Genomic DNA, 26,389 nt, shown 5'->3' on the forward strand with positions numbered 1-26,389 from the left:
TCGGGTGTACGGACGCGACCGGTCGGAATCCCGGATTCCGCTCGTGGGGATGTGCTCCTGTCGTCACAACCTTGTCGCACGGACCTTGCCGAATGGGTGGCCATCACGCCCCGGAGGGGTGATCATGAGGAGACCAGAGCGCACTTCCCATGAGGAGGCACGGGTGGCCGAGACTCTGAAGAAGGGCAGCCGGGTGACCGGCGCCGCGCGCGACAAGCTCGCGGCAGACCTGAAGAAGAAGTACGACTCCGGTGCGAGCATCCGGGCACTGGCCGAGGAGACCGGCCGCTCGTATGGCTTCGTTCACCGGATGCTCAGCGAGTCGGGCGTCACGCTGCGAGGGCGTGGCGGGGCGACGCGGGGCAAGAAGGCCCAGTCGGCCTGACGCCGGGCGGCCCATCGGCTTCGGTGGTGGCCACCCGGTCGGTCCGGCGACCGGCCGGGTGGTTACTGTGCAGTCACTTAGGGATGCCGTCCCACGGTATCCGCTGCTGACCGCACCCATCGGAGGCGCCGCATGGCTTCGCTCGACCCGGTACTCGACAAGGACGGCGTACGGCTCACCGTCGACGAGGCGATCGCCACGGTGACGTTGACCAACCCGGCCAAGCGCAACGCGCAGAGCCCCGCTCTGTGGCGGGCGCTCACGGAGGCCGGCCGTGCGCTGCCCGGTTCCGTCCGCGTGGTCGTGCTGCGCGCCGAGGGTCAGTCGTTCTCGGCCGGGCTGGACCGTCAGATGTTCACGCCCGAGGGGATCGAGGGCGAACCGACCTTCATCGACCTCGCGCGCAGCAGCGACGCGGAGCTGGACGCCACCATCGCCGGGTACCAGGAGGCGTTCACCTGGTGGCGGCAGAGCGACATCGTGTCCGTCGCCGCCGTCCAGGGGCATGCGATCGGCGCGGGGTTCCAGCTCGCCCTCGCCTGTGACCTGCGCGTCGTCGCGGACGACGTGCAGTTCGCCATGCGTGAGACCAGCCTGGGTCTGGTCCCGGACCTCACCGGCACACACCCGCTGGTGGGCCTGGTCGGCTACGCCCGCGCGCTGGAGATCTGCGTGACGGGCCGCTCCGTCGGGGCCGAGGAAGCCGTGACCACCGGGCTCGCGAATGTCGCCGTACCGCGTGACCAGCTCGACGAGACGGTACGGGACCTGGCGACCGCTCTGCTCGCGGCGCCCCGCGACGCCGTGATCGAGACCAAGGCACTGCTGCGCGGGGCGCAGGAGCGGACCTACGAGGCCCAGCGCGCGGCGGAACGGGCCGCCCAGGCCCGGCGACTTCGGGATCTGGCGGGGGTCGGCGAGTAGACGTACCCCGGCCGGGCCCGCCACCGGCGGGCCCGGCGAGTCTGCCTGCCCGGACGGGCCCGGGCCCGGGTACGCCGCCGCGGGGCGACCGCACGCGGCTCAGAAGCCGTGTCGTGCCCCGCCGTCCACCGGCACCATGATGCCGGTCAGGTACGACGCCGCCGGGGACAGCAGGAACGCCGCCGTGCGGCCGAACTCCTCGGGAGTGCCGTAGCGGCGCAGCGGGATGCGGGACTCGTTCGCCGCGCGGGCCGCCCCCGGGTCCGCGGACAGGGCGTCCAGCTCGCGCACCCGGTCGGTGTCGATACGGGACGGGAGCAGGCCGACGACCCGGATGCCACGCGGGCCCAGCTCGTCCGCGATCGACTTGGCGAAGCCCGCGAGGCCGGGGCGCAGCCCGTTGGAGATGGTCAGGCCCGGGATCGGCTCGTGCACGGAACCGGACAGCACGAACCCGATGACACCACCCTCGGTCAGCTCCGCGGCGGCTGCGCGCGCCAGCCGCACCGCGCCCAGGAACACCGACTCGAACGCCGCCGTCCACTGCTCGTCCGTGTTGCCGGCGACCCCTCCGGCCGGCGGCCCGCCGACGCTGATGAGGATGCCGTCGAAGCCGCCGAAGTGCTCACGGGCCGCCGCGATCAGCCGGGCCGCCGCCTGCGGGTCGGAGTTGTCGGCGGCGACGCCCACCGCGTTCGCGCCCAGCTCTGCCGCCGCGTCCTCGGCCCGCTTCCCGTCGCGGCCGGTGATCACCACCTTCGCCCCGTCGGCGACGAGTTCCCGCGCGGCCGCGTTGCCCAGCCCGCGGGTCGCCCCGGTGACGACGTACACCCGGTCCTTCAGTCCAAGATCCATGGCCTCTATCCTGCCTTCCCGCCGCCGTGCAGGGCGAGGGCGGTCCCCACCAGGCCGAGATGGCTGAACGCCTGCGGGAAGTTGCCGAGCTGTCGGCCGGTCGCCGGGTCGTACTCCTCGGCGAGCAGACCGACGTCGTTGCACAGCCCCACCAGCCGTTCGAACAGCTCCCGGGCCTCGCCGGTACGGCCCGTGAGGTGCAGGGCGTCCGCGAGCCAGAACGAGCACGCGAGGAACGCGCCCTCCCTGCCCGGCAGCGGATCCACGTCCGTGGCCCGCAGGTCGTACCGGAGCAGGAAGCCGTCGCAGGACAGCTCCGCGCGCACCGCGTCGATCGTGCCGGTCACCCGCGGGTCGTCCGGCGGCAGGAAGCCGACGAGCGGGATCTGCAGCAGCGAGGCGTCCAGCGCCCGTGAGCCGTAGTACTGGGTGAACGTGTTCCGCTCGGGGTCGTAGCCCCGCTCGCACACCTCCCGGTGCACCTCCTCCCGCATGGCCCGCCAGCCGTCGAGGTCGCCGTCGAGGTGCGGATGCTCCTCCAGGGCGCGCACGGCACGGTCGGCGGCCACCCACGCCATCACCTTGGAGTACACGAAGTGGCGGCGCCGCCCGCGTACCTCCCACAGTCCCGCGTCCGGCCGCCGCCAGGCCGTCCGCAGGAACTCCAGCAGCGCGCACTGCACCCGCCACATGTGCGGCCTGACCGGCAGCCCGGCGCTGCGGGCCACCGACAGGGAGTCGATCACCTCGCCGTACACGTCCAGCTGGAACTGCTTCACGGCGTCGTTGCCCACCCTGACCGGCGCCGAGCTGTGGAAGCCGGGCAGCCAGGGCAGCTCGTACTCGGGCAGCCGCCGCTCGCCCGAGATGCCGTACATGATCTGCAGGTCCGCCGGGTTGCCGGCGACCGCGCGCAGCAGCCAGTCACGCCAGGCCTCGGCCTCCTCGTGGTAGCCGGCCGCGAGCAGGGCCTGAAGGGTGAGCGTGGAGTCGCGCAGCCAGCTGTAGCGGTAGTCCCAGTTGCGCACACCGCCCAGCGACTCCGGCAGCGAGGTCGTGGGCGCCGCGACGATACCGCCGGTGGGCGCGTAGGTGAGCGCCTTCAGCGTGATCAGGGAGCGGACCACCACATCCCGGTGCGGGCCGTGGTAACGGCACCGCGCCGCCCATCCGCGCCAGTCCTCGACGCTGCTGTCCAGCGCCTCGAACGGGTCGACGAGGGCGGGGCGGGGCTCGTGGGAGGGATGCCAGGTGAGGACGAAGGCGACCCTGTCCCCGGCCCCGACCGTGAACTCGGAGTGGGTGGCGAAGTCCTCGCCCCAGGTGCGCACCGGGGGCTCACTGCGCAACCAGACCGAGTCGGGTCCCGCCACGGCCACCCGGTGACCGTCGGTCCGCCGCATCCACGGCACGATCGAGCCGTAGTCGAAGCGCAGCCGGAGCTCACCGCGCACGGTGACCCGGCCGTCCAGGCCCTCGACGACGCGTACGACGTCGGGGGCGCGGTCACGCTGGGGCATGAAGTCGGTGACGCGGACCGTGCCGTCCGGGGTGTCCCACTCGGAGTCGAGGACGAGGGTGTCGGGACGGTAGGCGCGCCGCGTGCACCGGCGGGCGCCCCGGGGCGCGATCCTCCAGTGGCCGTGCTCCTCGGTGCCGAGCAGCCTGGCGAAGCAGGCGGGCGAGTCGAAGCGGGGCAGGCACAACCAGTCGATGGACCCGTCCCGGCCGACCAGGGCGGCGGTCTGTTCGTCGCCGATGAGTGCGTAGTCCTCGATCCGCGGGTGCACGGGGTGCGGGTTCCCGGCGCGCCTACGGCACAATCAGGGGGTGGGCCGGGGGAGTGACGGGCGGTGGGGAGCCGAGGCCGGAGAAGATCACGCCCGGGTGTGAGGGGGTCTGGTTGAGGACCCACAGGCCGATCAGCGTGGCCAGGGTGAACACGACCGCGACCAGCACGGTCAGCATGAGCCGGCGCCGGCGCTCCCGGCGCAGCCACTCCCCGCGCGCCGTCCGGTAGGCGTCGGGGGAGGCGTGCACCCCGTCCGCCAGTGCGGCGAGGGCCTCGCTCAGTTCCCGTTCCGTACGGTCCGGACCGGTGCCACGCGACGGAGTCGCATCTCGATGCGTCATCGCCGGGCCTCCATCGCCTGGGTCAGGGCGGCCAGGCCGCGCGCCGTGTGCGTCTTGACGGATCCGCAGGAGATCCCCATCGCCGCGGCGATCTCCCGCTCCTTCAGACCGAGCCAGTGCCGCAGCACGAGCGCCTCCCGCTGCCGGGCGGGCAGCTGCTGCAGGGCGCGGATCAGCATCCGCCGGTCGTCCTGGAGGAGTGCGGTGCTCTCGGCTGAGGCGACGACCTCCTCCGAGGGCTTCTCCTCGTGCCTACGGGCCACTTGGAGGTGGCGTATGCGCATCCGCGTCAGATTGCAGACGGTGGAGCGCAGATACGCCTCCGCCGCCTCGGTGTCCTTCAGGCGCCGCCACTTCCGGTAGATCTGGTAGTAGGCCTCGGCCACCACGTTCTCCGGGTCGTCGGCTCCGAGCAGCACCGCCAGGCGCAGCATCGAGGCGTAGTGCCGCTCGAACAGCCGGGCCACACCGGCCTCGCGTTCCAGTTCGGCCGGGTCGCTCACCGGGGCGGTGAGGGGCCCGGCCGGGCCGGCGGGCTGGGGCACCGGGGTCAGTGTGACGGGGGTCTGCTGTCTGCGTCTCACGGGTTGTTCGCTCCCGTCTCGGGGCGCCGCCTGACGGTCAGGCGCGACGGCAGGTCGGTCGCGTCGGCGCCGCGCGGGACGCCGAGGCGTTCGAGCGCCGTGGTCCCGGCCACGGCGACGATCAGGTTGAGGACCCACCCGAAGGGCCGCTGCTGCTGACGGCCGCGGGAGTGGACCGCGGGGCGGGCGCGCCGTCCCGCCCTGACGCCCGCGCGCCGGCCCCGCCCCTTCTCTTCCGGCGCGACCGCCCGGCTCCACCTGCGCGACCGCCCGGCCGACCGCCACCGGACCCGAGGGGACCCGGCCCGCGTCATACCGTGGCCGGTGCCGGCTCCTCGCTCGTCTCCTCGGCGGCCGCCTTCGCCCGCTCCCGGGCCTCGCGGCGGGCCAGGATCAACCAGCCGAGGGGGACGCCCGCCGCGAAGAGCCACCACTGGACCGCGTACGGCAGGTTGATGTCACCGAGCCCGATCCAGCTGGTGTCCTCCTTGGGCGACGGGATCAGCTCGGGGCTGCCGCCCTCGGGGGCGGGGGAGACCAGCTCGACGTAGCCGCCGAGGATCTCCTTCGCGGAGGTGTCGCCCGCCTCGCGCAGCAGCGTGCCGATCTGCTTGCTGTTGATCAGCATGATCTGGCGGTCCGGCAACCCCTTGAGGTTCTTGATGCCGCTCGCGGCCGTCGTCTCGTCCTGCATCAGCCGTCCCGTGACCGTGATCTCGCCCCGGACGGGTGCCGGGATCTTCGGGAAGACGGTCTGCGAGGCGGGGGAGTCGATCCAGCCCCGGTTGACGAGGAGCGTCCTGCCGTCGTTCAGCACGAACGGGGTCAGGACGTGGTAGCCGACCTCGTTGGCCGCGTTCGTACGGCGGCGCACGACCAGTTCGTGCGCCGTGTCGAAGTGGCCCTTCGCGGTCACCCGGCGGTAGAGGTCCTCGTGCCGGACGGTCCCGCCGACCGACGTGAGCGACTCGGCGGGCACGGGCGGCGCGGCCAGCGATTCGTTGATCAGCTTGTTCAGCGCCTGCCTGTGGTCGTGGCGGTGCAGCTGCCAGAAACCCAGCCAGATCATCGTCGGGATGAGCAGGAGAGCCACGAGGGTGAGGATCACCCACTGCCGGGACAACAGGAAGCGGTACACCCCACGACGGTACATCTCGGACCGGACCGCGCCCGCACGGGGGTGCCTCAGACCCGGTCGACGATGCCCACCTGCCCCTCCGCGCGGGCGCAGTGCGCGCCGCAGTACCAGTGGCCGTCGACGTCGACGCCCTGGCCGATGATCTGGACGCGACAGTGTTCGCAGATGGGCGCCATGCGGTGGATGGCGCAGGCGAAACAGTCGAAGACGTGCACCGCGCCCTGCGCGTGCACCTCGAACGTCATGCCGTAGTCGTTTCCGCAGACCTCGCAACGTGCCATGCGCCACAGCGTGAGCCGTCGCCGCGGCGCGGGCGAGCGGGCGCCGGGCGAGTCGCGGCGCAATCACCCGTCCGCACGGGTCCCGCCTTCCGACGCGGGCTCGACGTCCCGCAGCAGCTGCCCGAACGCCGCCTCGTCGATCACCGGTGTGCCGTACTGTCGCGCCTTCACCGTCTTGGACGTGCCCGAGTCGGGGTCGTTGGTGACGAGCAGGCTGGTGAGCCGGGACAGGCTCGTCGCCACGTGCAGCCCGGCCTCGACGGCACGGTCCTCCAGCAGCTCCCGGTCGACCGAGGTGTCCCCGGAGAACGCCACCCGCATGCCCTGCTTGAGCCGCTTGCCCTCCTCGTACCGCCCCGGGTTGGGGTAGGGGCAGGCGGGGCGCCTGCGGGAGGGGCGCCAACTGCTCGGGCGGTACCCCCCGGAGGACTGGCGGGGCACCGTGGGGCCGGCGGACCACTCGGTCAGCGGGCGGCACTCCAGCAGCGGCAGCCGGACGCCCTCCCGGGCGGCCGCGTGCAGACTCGGCCGGAACGCCTCGGCCAGCACGCGCGCGTCGTCCAGTGCGTGGTGCGCCCGCTGCTGGACCACCCCGAAGTGCGCGGCCAGCGTCTCCAGCTTGTGGTTGGCCAGCGGCAGCCGCAGCTCCTTCGACAGCGCGATCGTGCACAGCCGCTGACGGACCGGCGCCTCGCGCTCCGCGCGCGCGTACTCCCGGGCGATCATCTGCCAGTCGAAGACCGCGTTGTGCGCGACGAGGACGCGGCCGTCGAGCCGGGCGGCGAACTCCTCGGCGATGTCCCGGAACAGGGGCGCCGCTTCGAGGGTCTCGCTCGTCAGACCGTGGATCCACACCGGCCCCGGGTCGCGCTCCGGGTTGACCAGCGTGTACCAGTGGTCCTCGACCTCACCGCGCGCGTCCAGCCGGTAGACGGCGGCCGAGATGATCCGGTCGTCCCGGGCCAGTCCGGTGGTCTCCACGTCGACGACCGCGTACCCCTCCGGATACGCGGCCGGCCAGGCGGTCGGCGACGCTGCGGTCGTGCGGTCTTCGAGCATGGTCACTGAGGATACGGGCCACCACCGACAGCCCCGCGACCCCCACCCGCGGGCCGCGGTCCGCACGCGCCGGGCGCACAACCGTCGAGTCGGTTCACGCCAGTTGACGACACCGTGGCTGAGGGCCTGTCAGGGCAGCTGGTGACGGGCGCGCCCGTGGTGCCATCCGCCTCCTGTGGTGCCATCCTCCCCATGTGATGGAACCCACGCACGACGAGGCACACGGCGGCGCGCTCGGCTCGCGGCTCAACTGGCTGCGCGCGGCGGTCCTCGGCGCCAACGACGGCATCGTCTCCACCGCGGGCCTGGTGGTCGGCGTCGCCGGGGCGACGACCGACCGCGGCACGCTGCTGACGGCGGGACTCGCCGGGCTGCTGGCCGGCTCCCTGTCGATGGCGGCGGGGGAGTACGTCTCGGTGTCGACCCAGCGGGACTCCGAGAAGGCGGCCCTGGCCCTGGAGCGGCGGGAACTGAGGGAGCAGCCGGAGGCCGAACTCCAGGAACTCACCGAGATACTTCAGCAGCGCGGGCTGTCCCGGGACGTGGCCCGCGAGGCGGCGGTGCAGTTGACGGCGCGCGACGCCCTGCGCGCCCACGCGCGCGTGGAACTCGGCATCGACCCCGACGAGCTGACGAACCCGTGGCACGCGGCCTGGGCGAGCTTCCTGGCGTTCACGGTGGGCGCCCTGCTCCCGCTGCTGGCGATCGTGCTGCCACCGGCCGCGGTGCGCCTGCCGGTGACGGTCGTGTCCGTCCTGGCCGCACTCGTCATCACCGGCTGGACGAGCGCCCGCCTGGGCGCGGCGAAGCCGGGCCGGGCCGTGGCCCGCAACGTCCTGGGTGGCGCGTTGGCGATGGGGATCACCTATGCCGCCGGGACGTTGCTGGGGGCGGCGGGTGTATGACCCGCGCATCGGGGAAGACCGCCTCGCCACCGCTGTCCGGTCAAGACCAGCGGATCGGCAGCGGCAGCGCCGTCAACAGGCCCGAGACCGCGACCACCAGGCCCAGCACCACCAGCTCCGCCCGCGCGGGCACACAGGCGCCGAGCGGGTCGGTGGCGCGCCGCAGCCGCAGCCGGGCGGCCAGGGCGAGCGCGGCGACGACGGCCACCAGCAGCAGCTTGGCGAGCAGCGTGCGGCCGTACGCGGTCGTCGTCAACTGGTCGAGGACGGTGTCCGGCGGCATACGGCGCAAGGAACTCCACACTCCGGTCGCGGTGATCGCGGTGAGCAGAACGGCCGCCACGCGCGCGTAGCGGCCCAGCAGGGCGGCGCCCGCTCCGGGAGCCGTACGCCAGTGCCGCAGCAGCCGCAGGGCGTGCAGCAGACCGCCCGACCACAGCGCCGCACAGCCGAGGTGAACCAGGGTCAGGCCGGAGCCGACCAGGGGGGAGTGCTCGGTGGTGGGGTGGGCGCGCAGCGCCTCCGCGACGGCCACCGCGGTCAGCGGCCACACCTGGAGGGACGGTCGCCGCGACAGGGCGCACAGCCCGGCCACGAGGAACGCGTTCACCTCCAGCAGGGCCAGCGAGCCGTCCCGGGTCCGGTACAGCCCGCCGACGTCGATCTGCGCGAGCCGCCGTGGGACCAGGTTGCCGGTGGCCACGACGGAGGCGAGTCCCAGGGCCGCGACGAAACCCGCAGCGGCCGCCCAGGGCGCCCAACTGCGCGGCCCGTCCGCCATGGGCGCACCCGGCGTGCGACGCGCCAGGCGGGCGACGAACAACTCGCCCACGGGTATGCACAGCGCCGCGAACAGCACCGCACGCAGCAGGCCGATGCCACCGGCCCCCGGCGCGGCCGCCTCACCCGTGCCGTGCAGCGCGGCCGAGGGGCCGAGGAGCGGTATCAGGGCGCCGGCCGCCACCAGGACGAGCGCGGCGACGGCCCGGCGGGCCGGGGGATGCGGGACGGGCTCGGTGACCGGGGCGGGCACGGGTGCCGTCTCGGAGGCGGGGTCCGAGCCGTCGGGCTGGGCTGCGGGACGTGTCGAGGCCACGTCAGAATCTTCGCCAGTCAGTACAGAACCGGGCAACCGAAGTCAATCAACTGAGGGAACGCATTCCGCCCAGGGGCACGTTCCTGCCGTCGGTGACTCAGCTCCCGAAGGGTCCCGGCTGCCACCGCGCCGGGTCCTGCCCCCACCGCCCCGCCGGACGCGCCCAGTCGACGGGCCCGCCCGCGAAGCGGACCGGCGACAGGGCGTACCGCAGCCGGCCCAGCGGGCTGTCGGTCTCCGTGAGCCAGGGACGCGGGCCGGCGTACACCTGCTCGGCGCCCCCGGCGTCCCGGACCGTCCCGTCCGTCAGCCAGGCCGCCGTCCGTGCCAGCGCCAGCCGTACCAGCCGCGTCCCGCCCTCCTCGGTCTGCTCGGTGAGGGACCGCAGGACCGCACCGGCCAGCAGGTACCCCGTGCCGTGGTCCAGGGCCTGAGCGGGCAGCGCGCCCGGCCGCTCGGGCGACCCCTCCGCCACCGCGATGCCGGTGGCGACCTGCACCAGGCTGTCGAAGCCCCGCCGTCCGCCCCACGGCCCGTACGCGCCCCACGCCGACAACTGGGCCACCACAAGACCGGGCCGTCGCCCGGCCAGTTCCTCGGGGGAGAGCCCGAACCGGTCGAGCGCGCCCGGCCGGTAGCCCGTCACGACGACGTCCGCCCGCGCCAGAAGCTCCTCGAAGGTTCGCCGGTCCGCGGACGCCGTCAGGTCCAGGGCGGCGGACCGCTTTCCGATGTCCATGTCGGCGTGCTGGTCGGGGAGTTCGGGCAGACGGGGGCTGTCGACACGCAGGACGTCCGCGCCGAGGAGCGCCAGCGTGCGGGTGGCCACGGGGCCCGAGATGACCCGCGTGAGGTCCAGGACGCGGAGGTCCGCCAGAGGCAGCAGCGGGTCACCGTCCAGCGACACGAGGGGACGTACGGGCGCCTTGTCCAGCCGCTCACGGCTCACCAGCGGGTGCCCGGCGATGGCACGCTCCTGTTCGTGCGCCGCCCACTCCGCAGGCGTGCGCAGCGCCACCGCGAGCCCGCCGGCCGCGTACACGCTCTCCTCCACCTCGACGGCCGGCCGCTCGGCGAGCGCGGCGGCCATGGTGTCCACGGACGCGTCCGCCGCCAGTCCCAGGGCGGAGAGCAGACGCTCCCGGTGGTGCGGGTAGTTCGCATGCGTGCGCACCCAGCCGTCCGCCGTGGGCCAGAACCGGGACAGCGGTGCGAAGTTGACCGGTTCCCGGCCGTCGACCAGCAAATGCCGCTCGCTGTGGAAGGCGGTCGCCACAGCCCCGTCGTCGACCCGCACCCGCGGCACCTCCGGCAGCCCCGCCCGCCGCGCCGCCCACTCGGCGGCGGCCAGCGCGCACGCCCCCACACAGGCCCGCGCGACCTCACGTACGGGCAGACGCGAGGGCAGCGCGCCTTCCCGTACGACCGTCGTGATCCTCGGCAGCAGTGCGGGATCGCCGCCCAGCGCCGCCCACGCCACTTCTGTGTCCGTCATGGTGGGCACTATGCCGTGTGGACAGGATCAACACGGCAAAGGGGCCGTGCGTCGGCCCGGCCCCATCTGCGCGGCTTCGGGAACGGTCCGACCGTCGGCGACTACGCGGTCCGACCGTCGGCGATCACGCGGACTGACCGTCGGCGACTACTTCACCGCACGCAGGGCGTTGACGATGCCGAAGCCGTAGAACCCGTTCACCCGCTCGCCGCCCACGCAGGTCGCGTCGACGACCCCGTCGCCGTTGCCGTCGTAGGGGGCGGTCGGGCAGCCCGGGTTGTCCGCCTGCGCCTTGAGGAGCGCCTGCAGCTGGGCCGGGGTCGCCCACGGGTGCGTGGACTTCAGCAGCGCGGCCACGCCCGCGACGTGCGGCGACGCCATCGACGTGCCCTGCAGGAAGCCGTACTGGCCGTTCGGCATCGTGGAGAGGATGCGGCCGTTCTTCGACGGGGTGTCCGGGATCTGGTACTTGTCTCCGCCCGGGCCCGCGACGTCGATCACACCGTCGCCGTAACTCGAGTAGTACGACTTGGCGTTGGCGACGCCCGTCGCGCTGACCGTGACGACGCCGGGCAGCTGGGTCGGCACGTCGAAGCACTCGTGCGGGTCGACCGTGCGGGTCACCGCGGTGGAGTCGTCGGGGCTGGAGGCGTCGACCAGGGCGTGCGAGTCCAGGTCGTCGTTGGAGTTGCCCGCCGAGGCGACGTTGAGGGTGCCCTTGCGCTGGGCGTACAGCTGGGCGCGGTTGACCGCGTCGACGATGGCCCGCTGGTCCGGGTCGTCCATGCAGTTGTACAGCCACGGGTCCACGTAGTAGCTGTTGTTCGTGATCGCGACGCCGTGGTCGGCGGCGAACACGAACGCGCAGACGACGCTCTCGGGGTAGAAGAGCTCGTTGACCGGGTCGGCCACCTTGATGGCGGAGACCTTGACGTTCGGGGCGACACCGGCGACGCCGATGCCGTTGCGGGCCGCCGCGATCTCGCCGGCGACGTGGGTGCCGTGGTAGTGCTCGGGCTTCGCCGGCCGCCAGGCGCCGTAGGAGGTGTCCGCCTTGCCGCCGACGCAGTTCGCGGACTGTGACGCGGAGAAGTTCGGCGCGAGGTCCGGGTGCGTGTCGTCGACGCCGGTGTCGATGACGGCGACCGTGACGTTGCGGCTGCCCGGGTTGATCTTCGCGGCCTTGTCCGCGCCTATCGCGCGCAGGTCCCACTGGTCGGCCTCGAGGGGCTCGCTTCCGTCCGTGGTCGCCGAGGCCTTCGTGATCTTCGCCGCCTCCGCCTTCGTCAGGTACTGCGCGGCGCCCTCGTCCGTCGTGCCCGCGGCCGTCAGCGGCGCGGTCCGGGTCGCGCCCGCGGACTGCACTCCGCGGACGGCACGGAGGGTCCGCGCGAAGTCGGGATTCGCGGAGTGCGCGACGATCACACCGATCTTGTCGTACGTCACCACGATCGTGCCGCCGGCCGCGGCTATCGCCTGCTGGACCGTCGACAGCGTGTGACGGTCCGTCCGGGTGTTGACGACGTAGACGAGTTCCGGTCCCTCGGCGGTCTGTGCGGTGGTGGCGGTGCGCGGCGCGGCGGACGCGGCACTGGGCAGGAAGCCGAGCGAGGCGGTGAGCGACAGCACGACCGGTACGGCGAGGGCGAGCCGGCGTCTGGAACGGCGATGAGCCATGGGGTCTCCACATCGTCCGGATACGTGAACCGGCCGGAACACGGGTGATGTCCGGCAGGTACATGACGGGTGGTGCAGGGTGAAGCTATCCGTCGCCCCATCGGACCGGCAACAAGTTCAAGCGAAAGAAAAAAGGGGAGTTGAACCGGCCCCCGCGCGGCGCCGTGACCCAGGACAGGGAGCCCGAGCACGGTCGAGGGCGCCCTGTCGGATCACGTTCCGGCGCGCTACGGTCGCATTCGGTTACGTGATCGCCGTCACCCCACCCGCTACGCGAGGAGACCCCGTGGCCACCGACGCACCTCCCCCCTCGAAGGCCGAACACGTCCTGCCGTCCGCCGAGCAGTTCGGCGCGGTCCAGCAAAGCGCCGAGTTCGCCGAACTGCGCCGCTCCCACCGCTCGTTCGCCTTCCCGCTGACCGTGGCGTTCATCGCCTGGTACCTCGTCTACGTCCTGCTGTCGAACTACGCCGGCGACTTCATGGGCACCAAGCTCTTCGGCAACGTCAACGTCGCCCTGGTGCTCGGCCTCGCCCAGTTCCTCACCACGTTCCTGATCGCCTGGTGGTACGCGCGGCACGCCGCCGCCGAACTCGACCCCAAGGCCGAGGCCATCAAGTCCCGGATGGAGGGCGACGCATGAGCCCCGCACTCGTCCTGGCCGCCGGTGAGGCGAGCAAGCACCGGCCACTGATCATCACCCTGTTCGCGGTGTTCGTCGCCGCGACCCTCGTCATCACCGTCTGGGCGGGCCGCCAGACGAAGAACGCCGCCGACTTCTACGCGGGCGGCCGCCAGTTCACCGCCTTCCAGAACGGCCTCGCCGTCTCCGGCGACTACATGTCCGCCGCGTCCTTCCTCGGCATCGCGGGCGCCATCGCCCTCTTCGGCTACGACGGCTTCCTGTACTCCATCGGCTTCCTGGTGGCCTGGCTGGTCGCCCTGCTCCTGGTCGCCGAGCCGCTGCGCAACTCCGGCCGCTACACCATGGGTGACGTCCTCGCCTACCGCATGCGCCAGCGCCCGGTCCGCACGGCGGCCGGCACCTCCACGATCGTCGTGTCGATCTTCTATCTGCTGGCGCAGATGGCGGGCGCGGGCGTCCTGGTCTCGCTGCTGCTCGGCATCACCAGCGACGGCGGCAAGATCGGCATCGTCGCCCTGGTCGGCGTGCTGATGATCGTGTACGTCACCATCGGCGGCATGAAGGGCACCACCTGGGTGCAGATGGTCAAGGCGGTCCTGCTGATCGCGGGTGCCCTGCTGCTGACCTTCCTGGTGCTGCTGAAGTTCCACTTCAACATCTCCGATTTGCTCGGCAAGGCCGCCGACAACAGCGGCAAGGGATCCGCCTTCCTGGAGCCCGGCTTGAAGTACGGCGCCACCGGCACCACCAAACTGGACTTCATCTCGCTCGGCATCGCCCTGGTCCTGGGCACCGCCGGTCTGCCGCACATCCTGATCCGCTTCTACACCGTGCCCACCGCCAAGGCCGCCCGGAAGTCCGTGAACTGGGCGATCGGCCTCATCGGCGCCTTCTACCTGATGACCCTCGCCCTCGGCTTCGGCGCCGCCGCGCTGATCAAGCCGGACGAGATCATCGCCTCCAACAAGGCGGGCAACACGGCGGCCCCGCTGCTGGCCCTCCACCTCGGCGGGGTGGACTCCAACTGGGGCGCGATCCTGCTCGCCACCATCTCGGCGGTCGCCTTCGCCACGATCCTCGCCGTCGTCGCGGGCCTGACCCTGGCTTCCTCGTCGTCCTTCGCGCACGACATCTACGCCAACGTCATCAAGAAGGGCACCGCCACGGAGAAGCAGGAGGTGAGCGCGGCCCGCTGGGCGACGGTCGGCATCGGTGCCGTCTCCATCGTGCTCGGTGCCCTGGCCCGTGACCTGAACGTCGCCGGTCTGGTCGCCCTGGCCTTCGCGGTCGCCGCCTCCGCCAACCTGCCGACGATCCTCTACAGCCTGTTCTGGAAGCGGTTCACCACGTCCGGCGCCCTGTGGTCGATCTACGGCGGCCTGGTCACCGCCGTCGGCCTGGTGCTGTTCTCGCCGGTGGTCTCCGGCAAGGAGACGTCGATGTTCCCGAAGGTCGACTTCCACTGGTTTCCGCTGGACAACCCGGGCATCATCTCCATCCCGGTCGGCTTCCTGCTGGGCTGGCTCGGCACGTTGCTGTCGAAGGAGGAGCCGGACGCCGGCAAGTACGCCGAACTGGAGGTGCGGTCGCTGACCGGCGCCGGGGCGCACTGAGCTCCGCCACTCCCGAGATCCACCTCTCGCCGACGGCCGCGTCGCCCAGGATCGTAGGGTCCTACGACGCGGCCGCGTCGTTCCTCGGGGGATCGGGCTGCTGCCGTTGTCAGTGGTGTCACGTAGGCTCGCAGAGGACGGTTCGGGTGACGCAGAATGGCTGATCCACGACGAGGGAGGGGGCCGACGTGCTCATCGACACCTACGGCCGGGTGGCCACCGACCTCAGGGTCTCGCTGACCGACCGGTGCAATCTGCGCTGCACGTACTGCATGCCCGAGGAGGGCCTGCAGTGGCTGGCCAAGCCCGACCTGCTCACGGACGACGAGATCGTCCGCCTGATCGACATCGCGGTCACGTCGCTGGGCATCGAGGAGGTCCGCTTCACCGGCGGCGAGCCGCTGCTGCGCCCCGGCCTGGTCGGCATCGTGGAGCGGGTCGCGGCCCTGCGGCCCCGCCCCCAGATGTCCCTCACCACCAACGGCATCGGCCTTCGACGCACGGCGGCGGCCCTGAAGGCGGCGGGCCTGGACCGGGTGAACGTCTCGCTGGACACCCTGCGCCCGGACGTCTTCAAGACCCTCACCCGCAGGGACCGCCACCAGGACGTTCTCGACGGCCTGACGGCCGCCAGGGAGGCCGGCCTGGCCCCGGTCAAGGTCAACGCGGTCCTCATGCCGGACCTGAACGCCGAGGAGGCCCCGGACCTGCTCGCCTGGGCGATCGAGCACGACTACGAACTGCGCTTCATCGAGCAGATGCCGCTGGACGCCCAGCACGGCTGGAAGCGCGAGGGCATGGTCACCGCCGGGGACATCCTCGCCTCGCTGCGCACCCGCTTCCGGCTGACCCCGGAGGGCGCCGGGGAGCGCGGCTCGGCCCCGGCCGAACGCTGGCTGGTCGACGGCGGCCCGCACCGCGTCGGCGTCATCGCCTCCGTCACCCGCCCGTTCTGCGCGGCCTGCGACCGCACCCGCCTGACGGCCGACGGCCAGATACGCACCTGCCTGTTCGCCACCGAGGAGACCGACCTGCGCGGCGCACTCCGCTCCGGCGCCCCGGACGAGGAGATCGCCCGCATCTGGCGGCTCGCGATGTGGGGCAAGAAGGCGGGCGCGGGCCTGGACGACCCGTCATTCGTCCAGCCCGACCGGCCGATGTCGGCGATCGGGGGGTAGGGGGCACCCCCGGAACGGCCGCTGGAGCGTCAGGCGCCTTCGGGCGCTTCCCAGTCCTCCAGCTTGACGACGTCCTTCAGGAACCCCCGCACACCGAGGAACTGCGACAGATGCTCCCGGTGCTCCTCGCACGCCAGCCACGTCTTGCGGCGCTCCGGCGTGTGGATCTTCGGGTTGTTCCACGCCAGCACCCACACGGCGTCGGCACGGCATCCCTTGGCGGAGCAGATCGGATTCTCTTCAGTCACAGCTTCGTCTCACAGCCACGGCACAAAAGGCGACGCCGAGCAGCCACGGGGGGAGCTGCCCGGCGTCGGTCTGTCGCTCCGACGGGGGATGCGGAGCGCGTACGAAGTATGTCACGGGTAACCCACTACCCGGCACCGGAACAACATGATTGATCTGAGCTTTTCCTGAGCTTGGTGCTGGGTGCGATTCCGCTTCCCGGGCATCCGCCGTGGTCAGGTCCGCTCGCGCGGTTCGCCCGGGACTCCGGCCACCGGCTCCGCCGGGGCGCCGTTCTGGCCGGATTCCTTCGAGTCGTCCGCCGGCGGCGGCGCGATCATCGGACGTACCGGGACATCGATGAACGTCGACGGCAGCGACGGCGCGTTCTCACGTCCCGCGTTCGCGATGACGACGGCGACGTAGGGCAGTACAGCGCCGAGCACGAGCGCGATGATGGCGACGGGCCGCTCCACGTTCCACAGGGTGGCCGCGAGTATCACCGACACCGTACGGATGCTCATCGACACGACATAGCGGCGCTGCCGACCGCGCACGTCCGCCTCGAGCCCCTGCCGGGCGCCCGTGATCCGGAACACCTGGCCGCCGCCGCTCCGCTTCCGCATCACACCGCACCACCCCGTCTGTCCCGGACCCTCCTCGGCCCGTACCTGCCGTATAGCCGGTCAGGACCCGAGCCCGAACACTCACCACGTTACGCCGCGCCCCGTCCGCCATCGAGACCGGGGCGCCTGCTGCCTGCGCGAACGCGTCGTGCTCCCGGCGCACGGGTGATCCCGACATGCGCCGTACGGCGGGCGGCCCGAGACTGGGCGTACCGCTCACGTCTCACGTCGAGCCGTACGACCGTACGAGGAGCCGAGGAGGCAGCCATGGGCTGGTTGTGGGCGATCATCGTCGGATTCGTGCTGGGCCTGCTGGCCAAGGTCATCCTGCCGGGCAAGCAGCACAGCCCGCTGTGGCTGACCACCCTCATGGGCACGATGGGCGGCCTCGTCGGCAACGCCGTCGCCCGCGCCATCGGCATCGCCGCCACTCCGGGCATCGACTGGGGCCGCCACGGCCTCCAGCTCGCCGCCGCGGTCCTCCTCGTCTTCGTCGGCGAGATGGCGTACATGACACGCAGGGGCAGCAGACAGGGGGCATGACGTACGGGAAGGGGCGGCCCACCACGGGACCGCCCCTCCTTCCTGCGCCGTGCCCTACGGGGTCACACGCCCTGGCTGACCGAGCTCATGTTGAAGTCCGGCACCCGCACCGGCGGCATGGCAGCCCGGGTGAACCAGTCGCTCCACTCGCGCGGCAGCGTCTTCTCCGTACGGCCCGCCTCGGTGGCGCGGCCCAGCAGGCCGACCGGGGACTCGTTGAACCGGAAATTGTTGACCTCCCCGGTGACCTCGCCGTTCTCCACGAGATAGACACCGTCCCGGGTCAGTCCGGTGAGCAGCAGGGTCGCCGGATCGACCTCGCGGATGTACCACAGGCAGGTCAGCAGCAGCCCGCGCTCGGTGTCCGCGACCATCTCCTGCAGGGAGCGGTCGGAGCCCCCGTCCAGGATCAGGTTTCCGATCGCGGGCGCGAGCGGCAGCCCGGTCAGGGCCGCGGTGTGCCGGGTGGTCGTCAGGTGCTTCAGCTCTCCGCCGCCGATCCACTCGGTGGCCTGCAGCGGCAGCCCGTTGTCGAACACCGACATGTCGTCTCCGGAGGAGTGCGCGACGACGAACGGTGGTGTCTCCAGGCCCGGCTCATTCGGATCGCTGCGCAGGGTCAGCGGCAGTTCGGAGAGCTTCTCGCCGACGCGGGTCCCGCCGCCGGGCTTGCTGAAGACCGTGCGGCCCTCGGCCGCGTCCCGGGCCGATGCCGACCACAGCTGGTAGATCAGCAGGTCCGCGACCGCCGTCGGCGGCAGCAGCGTCTCGTAGCGGCCCGCGGGCAGCTCGATCCTGCGCTGCGCCCACGCCAGCCGCTGGGCCAGCTCCGCGTCCAGCGCCGCCGGGTCGACGTCCTTGAAGTCCCGCGTCGAACGCCCCGCCCACGCCGAACGCGTACGGTCGGGGGACTTCGCGTTCAGCTCCAGAGTGCCGTTCGGCTGGTCGTGGCGCAGGCGCAGCCCGGTCGACGTGCCCAGGTACGTGGAGACGAGTTCATGGTTGGCGAAGCCGTACAGCTCACGGCCGCCCGCACGCGCGCGGGCGAACGACTCGCCGAGCGCCGGCGCGAAGTCCGCGAACACGGCGGAGGAGGTCTCGGCGGGCGCGTCCGTGAAGTCCGCCGACTCGGCCACGCCCGTGACCAGCGGTTGCGCGTCCTCGGCCGGTCCGGCGCCGCGCGCGGCGGCCTCCGCCGCCCGTACCACCGACTCCAGCTCGTCCACGGTGACCGCCGAGCGGGAGACGACCCCGGAGGCGGTGCCCTCCTTGCCGTCGACGGTCGCGATGACGGTGAGGGTGCGCCCCCGCGTGACCCCGTTCGTGGTCAGCGCGTTGCCCGCCCACCGCAGGTTGGCGGTGGAGTGCTCGTCGGCGATGACGACACACCCGTCCGCGCGGGACAGCTCGAGGGTGCGCTCGACGATCTCGTGCGGCTTGTTCGTACGGGCGCTCATCGACCGGCCTCCTGCGTGGTGTTGAGGATGTTGACTCCCCTGAAGAGGGCTGACGGGCAGCCGTGCGAGACGGCCGCCACCTGGCCCGGCTGGGCCTTGCCGCAGTTGAAGGCGCCGCCGAGGACGTACGTCTGCGGACCGCCGACGGCCGCCATGGAGCCCCAGAAGTCCGTCGTGGTCGCCTGGTAGGCGACATCCCGCAGCTGCCCGGTGATCCGCCCGCTCTCGATCCTGAAGAAGCGCTGCCCGGTGAACTGGAAGTTGTAGCGCTGCATGTCGATGGACCAGGACCGGTCCCCGACGACGTAGATCCCGCGGTCCACGCCCCCGATGAGATCCTCCGTCGACAGCCCGGCCGGATCCGGCTGCAACGACACGTTGGCCATCCGCTGCACCGGCACGTGCGCGGGGGAGTCGGCGTACGCGCACCCGTTGGACCGCTCGAAGCCCGTGAGCCGCGCGATGCGCCGGTCCAGCTGATAGCCGACCAGCGTCCCGTCCTTGACCAGGTCCCAGGACTGCGCCTCGACGCCCTCGTCGTCGTAACCGATCGTGGCGAGCCCGTGCTCGGCGGTGCGGTCACCGGTGACGTTCATCAGCTCGGAGCCGTACCTCAGCTTGCCCAGCTGGTCGAAGGTGGCGAAGGAGGTGCCGGCGTAGGCGGCCTCGTAGCCGAGCGCCCGGTCCAGTTCGGTGGCGTGTCCGATGGACTCGTGGATGGTCAGCCACAGGTTGGACGGGTCGACCACCAGGTCGTACACCCCGGCCTCGACGCTCGGCGCGCGCATCTTCTCGGCGAGCAGCTCCGGGATCTGCGCCAGCTCGGAGTCCCAGTCCCAGCCGGTGCCCGTGAGGTACTCCCAGCCCCGCCCGACCGGTGGCGCGAGGGTGCGCATGGAGTCGAACTCACCCGTGGACTCGTCCACCGACACAGCGGTCAGCTGCGGATGCAGCCGCACGCGCTGCTGGGTGGTGACGGTCCCGGCGGTGTCGGCATAGAACTTGTTCTCATGCACGGTCAGCAGCGACGCGTCGACGTGGTTGACACCGTTCGCCGCGAGCAGCCGCCCGCTCCACTCGGCCAGCAGACCCGTCTTCTGCTCGTCGGGCACGGTGAAGGGATCGACCTCGTACGACGACACCCACGTCCTGTCGGCGTGCACCGGCTCGTCCGCCAGCTCCACCCGCTCGTCCGACCCCGCGGCCTTGATCACCTGAGCCGACAGCTTGGCCATCGCCACGGCCTGCGAGGCGACCTTGGCGGCGGCGTCCGGAGTCAGATCGACACCCGAGGCGAACCCCCAGGTCCCGCCGTGCACGACCCGCACCGCGTACCCCAGGTCGGTCGTGTCCGACGACCCGGCGGGCTTGCCGTCCCTGAGCCGCCAGGCGGCACTGCGCACCCGCTCGAACCGGAAGTCGGCGTGCTCGGCGCCGAGCGACCGCGCGCGGGCGAGCGCGGCGTCGGCCAGGGGGCGTAGGGGAAGTGCCAGGAACGACTGATCGACTTCATGGGGCACGGGTGCGATCCCTTCGCTGTGACGGCTGTCGCAGGCAGTGAACCACGTCTCACTCGCCGGGTCTTCCGAGAAAACGGATGGGCTCAGACCCGGGCGGTGACCTGAGAAAGTGGCCCAAGTCGGCCGACGCCTACGGTGACGACCACGCCGAGTACCTGCGGCACGTCGAAGGGACCCTGCGGGAAGTGTCGGTGGATCTCCGGACGCCTCCGACACCCGCTCCGCGCACGCGCCGAGCTCGCCCGCACGCTGGAGGTGGCGAGGGGCGCGGCTCTGCCCGCGTACGCACCCGGTACGGCGGGCTGACTCTGCCGCGTCGACTGTAGGGACTCGACAGTGAGTCCCCTACGCCACTGTCGGTGCCCGATTGTCCGCGCGGGCGGCTGGACCGATAGGTTTTCGACGAAGGCACCTGTCTTGCAGGGGTTCCAGACCGCTAACGAAAGGGTGATCCGTTGAGCCGCTCGGTTCTCGTCACCGGAGGCAACCGGGGCATCGGCCTCGCCATCGCCCGCGCGTTCGCCGACGCCGGCGACAAGGTCGCGATCACGTACCGCTCGGGTGAGCCGCCGGCCGCCCTCACGGAATTGGGCTGTCTCGCGGTCAAGTGCGACATCACCGACACCGAGCAGGTGGAGCAGGCCTACAAGGAGATCGAGGCCCAGCACGGCCCGGTCGAGGTCCTCGTCGCCAACGCCGGCGTCACCCGCGACCAGCTCCTGATGCGGATGTCCGAGGAGGACTTCACCTCCGTCATCGAGACCAACCTCACCGGCACCTTCCGCGTCGTCAAGCGCGCCAACCGCGGCATGCTGCGCGCCAAGAAGGGCCGCGTGGTGCTGATCTCCTCGGTCGTCGGACTCCTCGGCTCGGCCGGGCAGGCCAACTACGCCGCCTCCAAGGCCGCCCTGGTCGGCTTCGCCCGCTCCCTCGCCCGCGAGCTGGGCTCGCGCAACATCACCTTCAACGTCGTCGCCCCCGGTTTCGTCGACACCGACATGACCCGCGCGCTCAGTGACGAGCAGCGCGAGAACATCGTGGCGCAGGTGCCGCTCGGCCGGTACGCGCAGCCGGACGAGATCGCCGCGACGGTGCGGTTCCTCGCCTCCGACGACGCCTCGTACATCACTGGAGCCGTCATCCCCGTTGACGGCGGACTGGGAATGGGTCACTGATCACCATGAGCGGAATTCTCGACGGCAAGCGCGTCCTGATCACCGGTGTGCTGATGGAGTCCTCCATCGCCTTCCACACCGCCAAGCTGGCCCAGGAGCAGGGCGCCGAGATCATCCTGACCGCGTTCCCGCGGCCCACGCTGACCGAGCGCATCGCCAAGAAGCTGCCGAAGCCGACCAAGGTCATCGAGCTCGACGTCACCAACGAGGAGCACCTGAACCGGCTGGCCGACGTGGTCGGTGAGGAGCTGGGCGGCCTCGACGGCGTCGTGCACTCCATCGGCTTCGCCCCGCAGGACGCGCTCGGTGGCAACTTCCTCAACACGCCGTTCGAGTCCGTGGCCACCGCGATGCACGTCTCGGCGTTCTCGCTGAAGTCGCTGACCATGGCCTGCCTGCCGCTGATGCAGAACGGCGGCTCGGTCGTCGGCCTCACCTTCGACGCCCAGTACGCCTGGCCGCAGTACGACTGGATGGGCCCGGCCAAGGCCGCCCTGGAGGCCGTCAACCGCTACATGGCGCGCGACCTGGGCAAGCAGAACATCCGCTGCAACCTCATCTCCGCGGGCCCCATCGGCTCGATGGCCGCCAAGTCCATCCCGGGCTTCGGCGAGCTGGCCTCCGTCTGGGACACCCGTGCGCCGCTGGAGTGGGACCTGAAGGACCCCGAGCCGGCCGGCCGCGGTGTCGTGGCGCTGCTGAGCGACTGGTTCCCGAAGACCACCGGCGAGATCATCCACGTGGACGGCGGACTGCACGCCATCGGCGCCTGAGCCGCGCCGCGGGTCCACCGCAGGGCGCGGGAACGTGCCCTCTCGGCCCGCGTAAGCGATTGCGCAATCGCTTGCGCGGCCGCATCGCCCGGTCGTACGAGGCCGACGCCCCGTTTCCCGCTGCGCGCGGGGAGCGGGGCGTCGCCCGTTCGGAGTACCTGGCCGGGCGTGCCGGACCGTCCGGGACACACGCTGGGAGCAACGCACGCCCCGCACGCCGCACGGCCGAGGAGGTTCCCTTGTGCGCTTGTCCCACCGCTTCGCCCCGGCCTTCCTCTCCCTCGCCCTGGTGACGGTCCTGCCGTACGACGCCCTGCCGCCGCACGGGAAGCACACGGCGTCGCACGCGCGTGAGGACGCCGGAAAGTCCGCCGACCCGGGGCCCTTCGGCGCCGAGTGCCGGGTGCGGGTCACCGGTGCGCACGTCGTCGCCTACTGTCACAACCCCAATCCGGACAGCGATCACGTGAGCCTGCACATCGAGTGCGCCCAGTGGTGGGACATCGACACCGACACCGCTCCGGTCGAGGCGGGGCCCGCGATGACGGTACGGCTGACCGGCCGCTGCTGGGAGGCCGTGCGCTCGGCGTGGGTCAGCCACCGCAGGTGAGCCGGAGTCGAGCTCCGGAGGAGACGGTGGTGTATCAGCGGTCGGCGGGCCCAGGGCGCCCCGGCCTGCACATCCGCGGATAGCTCGCCGCCGCCGCGCCCGCCGCGTCGGCGTCGCCCGCGCGGATCGCGTCGACCAGTGCCGAGTGGTCCATGTACCCCTCCGGCGTGAGCTCCTCGCCGACGTCGCCGCGCAGCCAGTCCCGCAGCACCTCGCCCAGGTCCGCGTACATCGCGGTCATCACGTCGTTGTGCGACGCGGCCACCACGGCCAGGTGGAACGTCGCGTCGGCGGTCACGAACGCCTCCGCGTCCCCGGACTCCCAGGTCTCCTCACGGCGCAGGAGGAGGGCGTCCAACTGTTTGAGGTCGCGCTCGGTGCGCCGCACGGCCGCCAGCCGGGCGGCGCTCGACTCCAGGGTGGAGCGCAGCTCGGCGATGTGGTCCGGGTCCGCGTCGGCGAACCGGCGGTGCATCACGCCCGCCAGCTCGCTGGTCGCCACCACGTAGGTGCCCGAGCCCTGGCGGATGTCCAGCAGACCGTTGTGCGCGAGCGCGCGGACGGCCTCGCGGACCGTGTTACGGGCGACCCCCAGCTGCTCGACCAGCTCGGGTTCGGTGGGAATGCGCGAGCCCACCGGCCATTCGCCCGAGGTGATCTGGTTCCGCAGCTCGGCGATGACCTGCTCGGACAGCGCGGATCGGCGGGGGTGGCTCAGCGGCATGACGGTCCTCCGTGCGGGCCCGAGAGCGAGGCCGGATGATCGGAGGGTAACGCAGCCGCCATGGACAACCAATCATCCTATGATTCTATGATGGCGGGCATGGCAACCGAAGAGACCGGAACGACGACGTCCGCACCGATGCCGGTTTCCCTGCGGAAGCGGGCCGATGCCGAGGGCTCCGCCACGCGCGCGTGGCGGACGCGTCTGCTGGTCCTCGGCATCGTCCTCAGCGCGCTCAACCTGCGGCCGGCCATCGCCGGCCTCGGGGCCCTCCTGCAAGAGGTGCGCGACGGGCTCGGCATGAGCGGCAGCGTCGCGGGCCTGCTCACCTCCGTGCCGCCCCTCTGCTTCGCCGTCTTCGGCGTCACGGCGCCACGACTCGCCCGCCGCTTCGGGCCGGGCGCCGTGGTGTGCGCCGGAATGGCCGCGATCACCGCCGGCCTGGTGATCCGCCCGTACGCCGGGAACACCGCCGGCTTCCTGGCCGCCAGCGCGCTCGCCCTGATGGGCATCGCGGTCAGCAACGTCCTGATGCCCGTGATCGTCAAGCGGTGGTTCCCCCACCGGGTGGGCTCGATGACGGGCCTGTACTCCATGGCGCTCGCCCTGGGCACCTCCCTCGCGGCGGCGCTCACGGTGCCCCTGACCGACGCTCTGGGCGGACGGTGGCAGTCCGGGCTCGCCGTGTGGGGGGCACTGGCGGCGGCGGCCATCCTGCCCTGGACCCCGTTCATCCGCGCGGAGGGTGCCGGTTCCGCGGACAGCGCCTCCGCCTCCGCGCGCGTGGAGCCCGACGGGCTGCGGATCACCCGAAGCCGTACCGCCTGGGCGCTGGCCGTCTTCTTCGGGCTCCAGGCCACGGCCGCCTACATCACGATGGGCTGGATGGCGCAGATCTTCCGCGACGCCGGGGTGCCCGCCGGCCGGGCCGGTGTGCTGCTGGCCGTCACGATGGTGATGGGCGTGCCCCTCGCCTTCGTCATCCCGCGGCTGGCCGCCCGGCTGCCGCACCAGGGCCCGATCGTGATCGCGCTCGGCGTGTGCGGTCTGGCCGGATACGCGGGGCTGTACTGGTCCCCGGCGGGCGGCGCCTGGGCGTGGGCGGTGCTGCTCGGCATCTCCAACTGCGCCTTCCCGCTCGCGCTCACCATGGTGGGGATGCGGGCCCGCACCGGCGCGGGCGTGGCCAAACTGTCGGCGTTCGCGCAGAGCACCGGGTACCTGCTGTCGATCCCCGGGCCGCTGCTGGTCGGCGTCCTCTACCAGCACAGCGGTGGCTGGGGCCTGCCGCTCGCGCTCATGGCCGGGCTCATGGTCCCGCAGATCGCGGTGGGAGTCCTGGCAGGACGCGACCGGATCGTGGAGGACGAGGCGACGCGCTGAGCGACGGACCGCCCCCGCCGCGGCCCGGGCGGGGAAGGGGTGCGAAACTGGGCGTATGCCCGTGCTCGAACCGAATCCCCAGAACGGCCAGAAGAAGATGCTGCTCGTCTTCGGCGCGTTCTTCGCCATCTTCGCGATCATCGCCGTCATCGCGACGATCGCGTCACCGTGACGGTCGCGTCACCGCGACGATCGCGTCACCGTGACGGTCGCGTCACCGTGACGGTCGCGTCACCGTGACGATCGCAGCACCGTTCACGCACCGGTGACGGTCCATGGTGGTGCTGGCCCCCCATCCCCTAGGGGGTGAGTGTCAGGGTCAAGTGGGTGGATCACCGGATGGGTTGAGGGCCGCCGCGTCCGTACCTTCGAGATGTGGCCGCGAGGCGCGGCCCACGGAGCACTCGAAGACCACGGAGGCAGTCATGTCGGCCCGTACGCACACCCGCCCCCACCCGGCGACCACGGGCGGCGTCGACATCCGGCTGCGCTGGTGGGCCCTCGCCCTGCCCACGCTCGCCTTCATCGCCCTGCTGGGGCTGATACTCAACCCGGTGGACGCGGGCGCCGGCGGCGACCCCGCGCTCAGCCACCTCCTGGAGCGCATCCAGCACGCGGTGACGCACCACGCGCAGTGACACGACCCGACCGGGTCGTGACGCCGTCCGGGGGCGGCATACGGGGTGGGCTCTTCCGCGGGCCTGGGCGGTGAGGGAGGCCGGTGAGCAGGCACGTTCCGGCGCTGCCAACTCCCTGCGCCCGTTGGCCTGTTTCATGCGAAGCTGGGACTCATGAGCTCCGCAGAACCCCGCAGGATTGTCCTCTTCCGGCATGCGAAGGCCGACTGGCCGCAGGTTCCCGACCACGAGCGTCCGCTCGCCGACCGGGGCCGTCAGGACGCGGCCGCCGCCGGCCTCAGGCTGGCCGAGACCGGCATCCCCTTCGACCTGGCCCTGTGCTCCACCGCCACCCGCACCCGCGAGACCTGGAAGCTCGCCGTCCAGGAGCTGCCGCATCGACCGAAAACCGTCTATGAGGAGCGACTCTACGACGCCTCGCCCGGCGAGCTGATCGCCGTGCTGAACGAAACCTCCGACGACATGCGGAACGTGATCCTGGTCGGTCACAATCCCGGCGTCCAGGGCCTCGCCGACGTCCTGTCCGGTGCGACCGAGGGTGATGCCCGGGAGCGGATGAGCCGGCGCGGCTTCCCGGCCGCCGCCTTCGCCGTGCTCTCCTTCGACGGCTCCTGGAAGGCGCTGGAGCCGGGCACGGCCACCCTGCTCGACTACTGGGCGCCCAGCGAGTAAGAGCTCCGAAGAGCTCCGAACCCCGCGGCATCGCTGCGGGCCCGGCACCGAGCGGTGCCGGGCCCGCAGCGATC

29 protein-coding genes are annotated in these 26,389 nt (G+C 72.0%); 14 read left to right on the plus strand and 15 right to left on the minus strand.

Going from position 1 to position 26,389, the window contains the following annotated elements:
- The first annotated feature begins 163 nt into the window (after positions 1-163).
- Entirely contained in the window at positions 164-385 is a 222-nt protein-coding gene (locus ACFYZJ_RS05930) for a helix-turn-helix domain-containing protein (protein WP_030578326.1), read from the plus strand.
- Positions 386-517: 132 nt separating this feature from the next.
- On the plus strand, positions 518-1,309 hold the full coding sequence (locus tag ACFYZJ_RS05935; RefSeq protein WP_388563263.1) for an enoyl-CoA hydratase/isomerase family protein: 792 nt from the start codon (positions 518-520) through the stop codon (positions 1,307-1,309).
- A gap of 99 nt (positions 1,310-1,408) precedes the next feature.
- Here the strand turns inward: ACFYZJ_RS05935 and ACFYZJ_RS05940 are convergent, their stop codons facing one another.
- The 7 genes from ACFYZJ_RS05940 to ACFYZJ_RS05970 all read right to left on the minus strand — a co-directional run bounded on the left by ACFYZJ_RS05940 (position 1,409) and on the right by ACFYZJ_RS05970 (position 7,359).
- The gene (locus tag ACFYZJ_RS05940; protein ID WP_388563265.1) at positions 1,409-2,164 is read right to left on the minus strand and encodes an SDR family oxidoreductase; all 756 of its coding nucleotides are present in this window, start codon (positions 2,162-2,164) and stop codon (positions 1,409-1,411) included.
- Positions 2,165-2,169: 5 nt separating this feature from the next.
- The gene (locus ACFYZJ_RS05945; protein WP_388563267.1) at positions 2,170-3,954 is read right to left on the minus strand and encodes a glycoside hydrolase family 15 protein; all 1,785 of its coding nucleotides are present in this window, start codon (positions 3,952-3,954) and stop codon (positions 2,170-2,172) included.
- Positions 3,955-3,976: 22 nt separating this feature from the next.
- Positions 3,977-4,297: a hypothetical protein gene (locus tag ACFYZJ_RS05950; RefSeq protein WP_388563269.1), complete on the minus strand. Its 321-nt coding sequence runs from the start codon at positions 4,295-4,297 to the stop codon at positions 3,977-3,979.
- The gene (locus tag ACFYZJ_RS05955; protein WP_388563270.1) at positions 4,294-4,881 is read right to left on the minus strand and encodes a sigma-70 family RNA polymerase sigma factor; all 588 of its coding nucleotides are present in this window, start codon (positions 4,879-4,881) and stop codon (positions 4,294-4,296) included. The genes ACFYZJ_RS05950 and ACFYZJ_RS05955 overlap by 4 nt, the downstream gene beginning before the upstream one ends.
- Positions 4,882-5,191: 310 nt before the next feature.
- Positions 5,192-6,019, minus strand: coding sequence for an SURF1 family protein (locus ACFYZJ_RS05960; protein ID WP_388563272.1), 828 nt, complete (start codon positions 6,017-6,019; stop codon positions 5,192-5,194).
- Between the two features lie 47 nt (positions 6,020-6,066).
- Positions 6,067-6,300: a hypothetical protein gene (locus ACFYZJ_RS05965; RefSeq protein ID WP_103845200.1), complete on the minus strand. Its 234-nt coding sequence runs from the start codon at positions 6,298-6,300 to the stop codon at positions 6,067-6,069.
- A 63-nt stretch (positions 6,301-6,363) separates the two neighbouring features.
- Positions 6,364-7,359 (minus strand): DEDDh family exonuclease, encoded by a 996-nt coding sequence (locus ACFYZJ_RS05970; protein WP_388563274.1) that lies wholly within the window; start codon positions 7,357-7,359, stop codon positions 6,364-6,366.
- A 194-nt stretch (positions 7,360-7,553) separates the two neighbouring features.
- Here ACFYZJ_RS05970 and ACFYZJ_RS05975 point away from each other — a divergent pair, with 194 nt between their 5' ends.
- Positions 7,554-8,264, plus strand: coding sequence for a VIT family protein (locus ACFYZJ_RS05975; protein ID WP_388563276.1), 711 nt, complete (start codon positions 7,554-7,556; stop codon positions 8,262-8,264).
- Positions 8,265-8,304: 40 nt separating this feature from the next.
- Here ACFYZJ_RS05975 and ACFYZJ_RS05980 read toward each other — a convergent pair whose 3' ends face one another.
- The 3 genes from ACFYZJ_RS05980 to ACFYZJ_RS05990 all read right to left on the minus strand — a co-directional run bounded on the left by ACFYZJ_RS05980 (position 8,305) and on the right by ACFYZJ_RS05990 (position 12,532).
- Positions 8,305-9,297 carry a CopD family protein gene (locus ACFYZJ_RS05980; RefSeq protein WP_388563399.1) on the minus strand — a complete coding sequence of 331 codons (993 nt, stop codon included), beginning with the start codon at positions 9,295-9,297 and terminating at the stop codon, positions 8,305-8,307.
- Between the two features lie 160 nt (positions 9,298-9,457).
- Entirely contained in the window at positions 9,458-10,855 is a 1,398-nt protein-coding gene (locus tag ACFYZJ_RS05985) for a CoA transferase (RefSeq protein WP_388563278.1), read from the minus strand.
- A gap of 147 nt (positions 10,856-11,002) precedes the next feature.
- Positions 11,003-12,532: a S8 family serine peptidase gene (locus ACFYZJ_RS05990; protein WP_388563280.1), complete on the minus strand. Its 1,530-nt coding sequence runs from the start codon at positions 12,530-12,532 to the stop codon at positions 11,003-11,005.
- Positions 12,533-12,818: 286 nt separating this feature from the next.
- On the opposite strand from ACFYZJ_RS05990, the gene ACFYZJ_RS05995 reads away from it, so the two are divergent.
- The 3 genes from ACFYZJ_RS05995 to moaA all read left to right on the plus strand — a co-directional run bounded on the left by ACFYZJ_RS05995 (position 12,819) and on the right by moaA (position 15,969).
- Complete coding sequence (locus ACFYZJ_RS05995) at positions 12,819-13,175, plus strand: DUF485 domain-containing protein (protein WP_388563282.1); 357 nt, start codon at positions 12,819-12,821, stop codon at positions 13,173-13,175.
- The gene (locus tag ACFYZJ_RS06000) at positions 13,172-14,791 is read left to right on the plus strand and encodes a cation acetate symporter (protein ID WP_388563284.1); all 1,620 of its coding nucleotides are present in this window, start codon (positions 13,172-13,174) and stop codon (positions 14,789-14,791) included. The genes ACFYZJ_RS05995 and ACFYZJ_RS06000 overlap by 4 nt, the downstream gene beginning before the upstream one ends.
- A 188-nt stretch (positions 14,792-14,979) precedes the next feature.
- Positions 14,980-15,969, plus strand: coding sequence for a GTP 3',8-cyclase MoaA (gene moaA, locus ACFYZJ_RS06005; RefSeq protein ID WP_388563286.1), 990 nt, complete (start codon positions 14,980-14,982; stop codon positions 15,967-15,969).
- A gap of 29 nt (positions 15,970-15,998) precedes the next feature.
- On the opposite strand, the gene ACFYZJ_RS06010 is transcribed toward moaA, so the two are convergent.
- A complete protein-coding gene (locus ACFYZJ_RS06010) occupies positions 15,999-16,217 on the minus strand; it encodes a hypothetical protein (protein WP_388563288.1) in 219 nt (72 codons plus the stop codon).
- Between the two features lie 213 nt (positions 16,218-16,430).
- Positions 16,431-16,820, minus strand: coding sequence for a DUF3099 domain-containing protein (locus ACFYZJ_RS06015; RefSeq protein WP_388563290.1), 390 nt, complete (start codon positions 16,818-16,820; stop codon positions 16,431-16,433).
- Positions 16,821-17,087: 267 nt separating this feature from the next.
- On the opposite strand from ACFYZJ_RS06015, the gene ACFYZJ_RS06020 reads away from it, so the two are divergent.
- Positions 17,088-17,363, plus strand: coding sequence for a GlsB/YeaQ/YmgE family stress response membrane protein (locus ACFYZJ_RS06020; RefSeq protein ID WP_388563292.1), 276 nt, complete (start codon positions 17,088-17,090; stop codon positions 17,361-17,363).
- Between the two features lie 62 nt (positions 17,364-17,425).
- Here ACFYZJ_RS06020 and ACFYZJ_RS06025 read toward each other — a convergent pair whose 3' ends face one another.
- Entirely contained in the window at positions 17,426-18,820 is a 1,395-nt protein-coding gene (locus ACFYZJ_RS06025; protein WP_388563294.1) for a metallopeptidase TldD-related protein, read from the minus strand.
- On the minus strand, positions 18,817-20,340 hold the full coding sequence (locus ACFYZJ_RS06030; RefSeq protein ID WP_388563296.1) for a TldD/PmbA family protein: 1,524 nt from the start codon (positions 20,338-20,340) through the stop codon (positions 18,817-18,819). Before ACFYZJ_RS06030 ends, ACFYZJ_RS06025 begins: the two co-directional genes overlap by 4 nt.
- A 455-nt stretch (positions 20,341-20,795) precedes the next feature.
- On the opposite strand from ACFYZJ_RS06030, the gene fabG reads away from it, so the two are divergent.
- The 3 genes from fabG (at position 20,796) to ACFYZJ_RS06045 (ending at position 22,898) form a co-directional block, all read left to right on the plus strand.
- Entirely contained in the window at positions 20,796-21,515 is a 720-nt protein-coding gene (gene fabG, locus ACFYZJ_RS06035) for a 3-oxoacyl-[acyl-carrier-protein] reductase (protein WP_388563298.1), read from the plus strand.
- A 5-nt stretch (positions 21,516-21,520) separates the two neighbouring features.
- Positions 21,521-22,288 (plus strand): enoyl-ACP reductase FabI, encoded by a 768-nt coding sequence (gene fabI / locus ACFYZJ_RS06040; protein WP_388563300.1) that lies wholly within the window; start codon positions 21,521-21,523, stop codon positions 22,286-22,288.
- A gap of 241 nt (positions 22,289-22,529) precedes the next feature.
- Positions 22,530-22,898, plus strand: coding sequence for a hypothetical protein (locus tag ACFYZJ_RS06045; RefSeq protein WP_388563302.1), 369 nt, complete (start codon positions 22,530-22,532; stop codon positions 22,896-22,898).
- 34 nt (positions 22,899-22,932) lie between these two features.
- Here ACFYZJ_RS06045 and ACFYZJ_RS06050 read toward each other — a convergent pair whose 3' ends face one another.
- Positions 22,933-23,622: a FadR/GntR family transcriptional regulator gene (locus ACFYZJ_RS06050; RefSeq protein ID WP_388563304.1), complete on the minus strand. Its 690-nt coding sequence runs from the start codon at positions 23,620-23,622 to the stop codon at positions 22,933-22,935.
- Positions 23,623-23,721: 99 nt separating this feature from the next.
- Between ACFYZJ_RS06050 and ACFYZJ_RS06055 the strand changes: the two genes are divergently transcribed.
- The 4 genes from ACFYZJ_RS06055 (at position 23,722) to ACFYZJ_RS06070 (ending at position 26,315) form a co-directional block, all read left to right on the plus strand.
- Entirely contained in the window at positions 23,722-25,005 is a 1,284-nt protein-coding gene (locus ACFYZJ_RS06055; RefSeq protein ID WP_388563306.1) for a CynX/NimT family MFS transporter, read from the plus strand.
- Positions 25,006-25,060: 55 nt separating this feature from the next.
- Complete coding sequence (locus ACFYZJ_RS06060; RefSeq protein ID WP_103844373.1) at positions 25,061-25,177, plus strand: SGM_5486 family transporter-associated protein; 117 nt, start codon at positions 25,061-25,063, stop codon at positions 25,175-25,177.
- Between the two features lie 253 nt (positions 25,178-25,430).
- Positions 25,431-25,643 (plus strand): hypothetical protein, encoded by a 213-nt coding sequence (locus ACFYZJ_RS06065; protein ID WP_388563308.1) that lies wholly within the window; start codon positions 25,431-25,433, stop codon positions 25,641-25,643.
- Positions 25,644-25,796: 153 nt separating this feature from the next.
- Positions 25,797-26,315, plus strand: a complete 519-nt coding sequence (locus ACFYZJ_RS06070; RefSeq protein WP_388563310.1) for a SixA phosphatase family protein — start codon at positions 25,797-25,799, stop codon at positions 26,313-26,315.
- Positions 26,316-26,389 lie beyond the last annotated feature (74 nt).

The sequence above is a fragment of the Streptomyces sp. NPDC001848 genome (assembly GCF_042891915.1).
Classification (GTDB): domain Bacteria; phylum Actinomycetota; class Actinomycetes; order Streptomycetales; family Streptomycetaceae; genus Streptomyces.

What these genes read in the sequence shown, in the direction of transcription:
- fabI (WP_388563300.1), top strand. Translation starts at nt 21,521, where the DNA reads ATGAGCGGAATTCTCGACGGCAAGCGCGTCCTGATCACCGGTGTGCTG.
- ACFYZJ_RS06025 (WP_388563294.1), bottom strand. Translation starts at nt 18,820, where the DNA reads ATGAGCGCCCGTACGAACAAGCCGCACGAGATCGTCGAGCGCACCCTC.
- ACFYZJ_RS06020 (WP_388563292.1), top strand. Translation starts at nt 17,088, where the DNA reads ATGGGCTGGTTGTGGGCGATCATCGTCGGATTCGTGCTGGGCCTGCTG.
- ACFYZJ_RS05990 (WP_388563280.1), bottom strand. Translation starts at nt 12,532, where the DNA reads ATGGCTCATCGCCGTTCCAGACGCCGGCTCGCCCTCGCCGTACCGGTC.
- ACFYZJ_RS05950 (WP_388563269.1), bottom strand. Translation starts at nt 4,297, where the DNA reads ATGACGCATCGAGATGCGACTCCGTCGCGTGGCACCGGTCCGGACCGT.
- ACFYZJ_RS05965 (WP_103845200.1), bottom strand. Translation starts at nt 6,300, where the DNA reads ATGGCACGTTGCGAGGTCTGCGGAAACGACTACGGCATGACGTTCGAG.
- ACFYZJ_RS06055 (WP_388563306.1), top strand. Translation starts at nt 23,722, where the DNA reads ATGGCAACCGAAGAGACCGGAACGACGACGTCCGCACCGATGCCGGTT.
- ACFYZJ_RS05940 (WP_388563265.1), bottom strand. Translation starts at nt 2,164, where the DNA reads ATGGATCTTGGACTGAAGGACCGGGTGTACGTCGTCACCGGGGCGACC.
- ACFYZJ_RS06050 (WP_388563304.1), bottom strand. Translation starts at nt 23,622, where the DNA reads ATGCCGCTGAGCCACCCCCGCCGATCCGCGCTGTCCGAGCAGGTCATC.
- ACFYZJ_RS05935 (WP_388563263.1), top strand. Translation starts at nt 518, where the DNA reads ATGGCTTCGCTCGACCCGGTACTCGACAAGGACGGCGTACGGCTCACC.
- ACFYZJ_RS05970 (WP_388563274.1), bottom strand. Translation starts at nt 7,359, where the DNA reads ATGCTCGAAGACCGCACGACCGCAGCGTCGCCGACCGCCTGGCCGGCC.
- ACFYZJ_RS06065 (WP_388563308.1), top strand. Translation starts at nt 25,431, where the DNA reads ATGTCGGCCCGTACGCACACCCGCCCCCACCCGGCGACCACGGGCGGC.
- ACFYZJ_RS05985 (WP_388563278.1), bottom strand. Translation starts at nt 10,855, where the DNA reads ATGACGGACACAGAAGTGGCGTGGGCGGCGCTGGGCGGCGATCCCGCA.
- ACFYZJ_RS06070 (WP_388563310.1), top strand. Translation starts at nt 25,797, where the DNA reads ATGAGCTCCGCAGAACCCCGCAGGATTGTCCTCTTCCGGCATGCGAAG.
- ACFYZJ_RS06000 (WP_388563284.1), top strand. Translation starts at nt 13,172, where the DNA reads ATGAGCCCCGCACTCGTCCTGGCCGCCGGTGAGGCGAGCAAGCACCGG.
- ACFYZJ_RS06060 (WP_103844373.1), top strand. Translation starts at nt 25,061, where the DNA reads ATGCCCGTGCTCGAACCGAATCCCCAGAACGGCCAGAAGAAGATGCTG.
- ACFYZJ_RS06015 (WP_388563290.1), bottom strand. Translation starts at nt 16,820, where the DNA reads ATGCGGAAGCGGAGCGGCGGCGGCCAGGTGTTCCGGATCACGGGCGCC.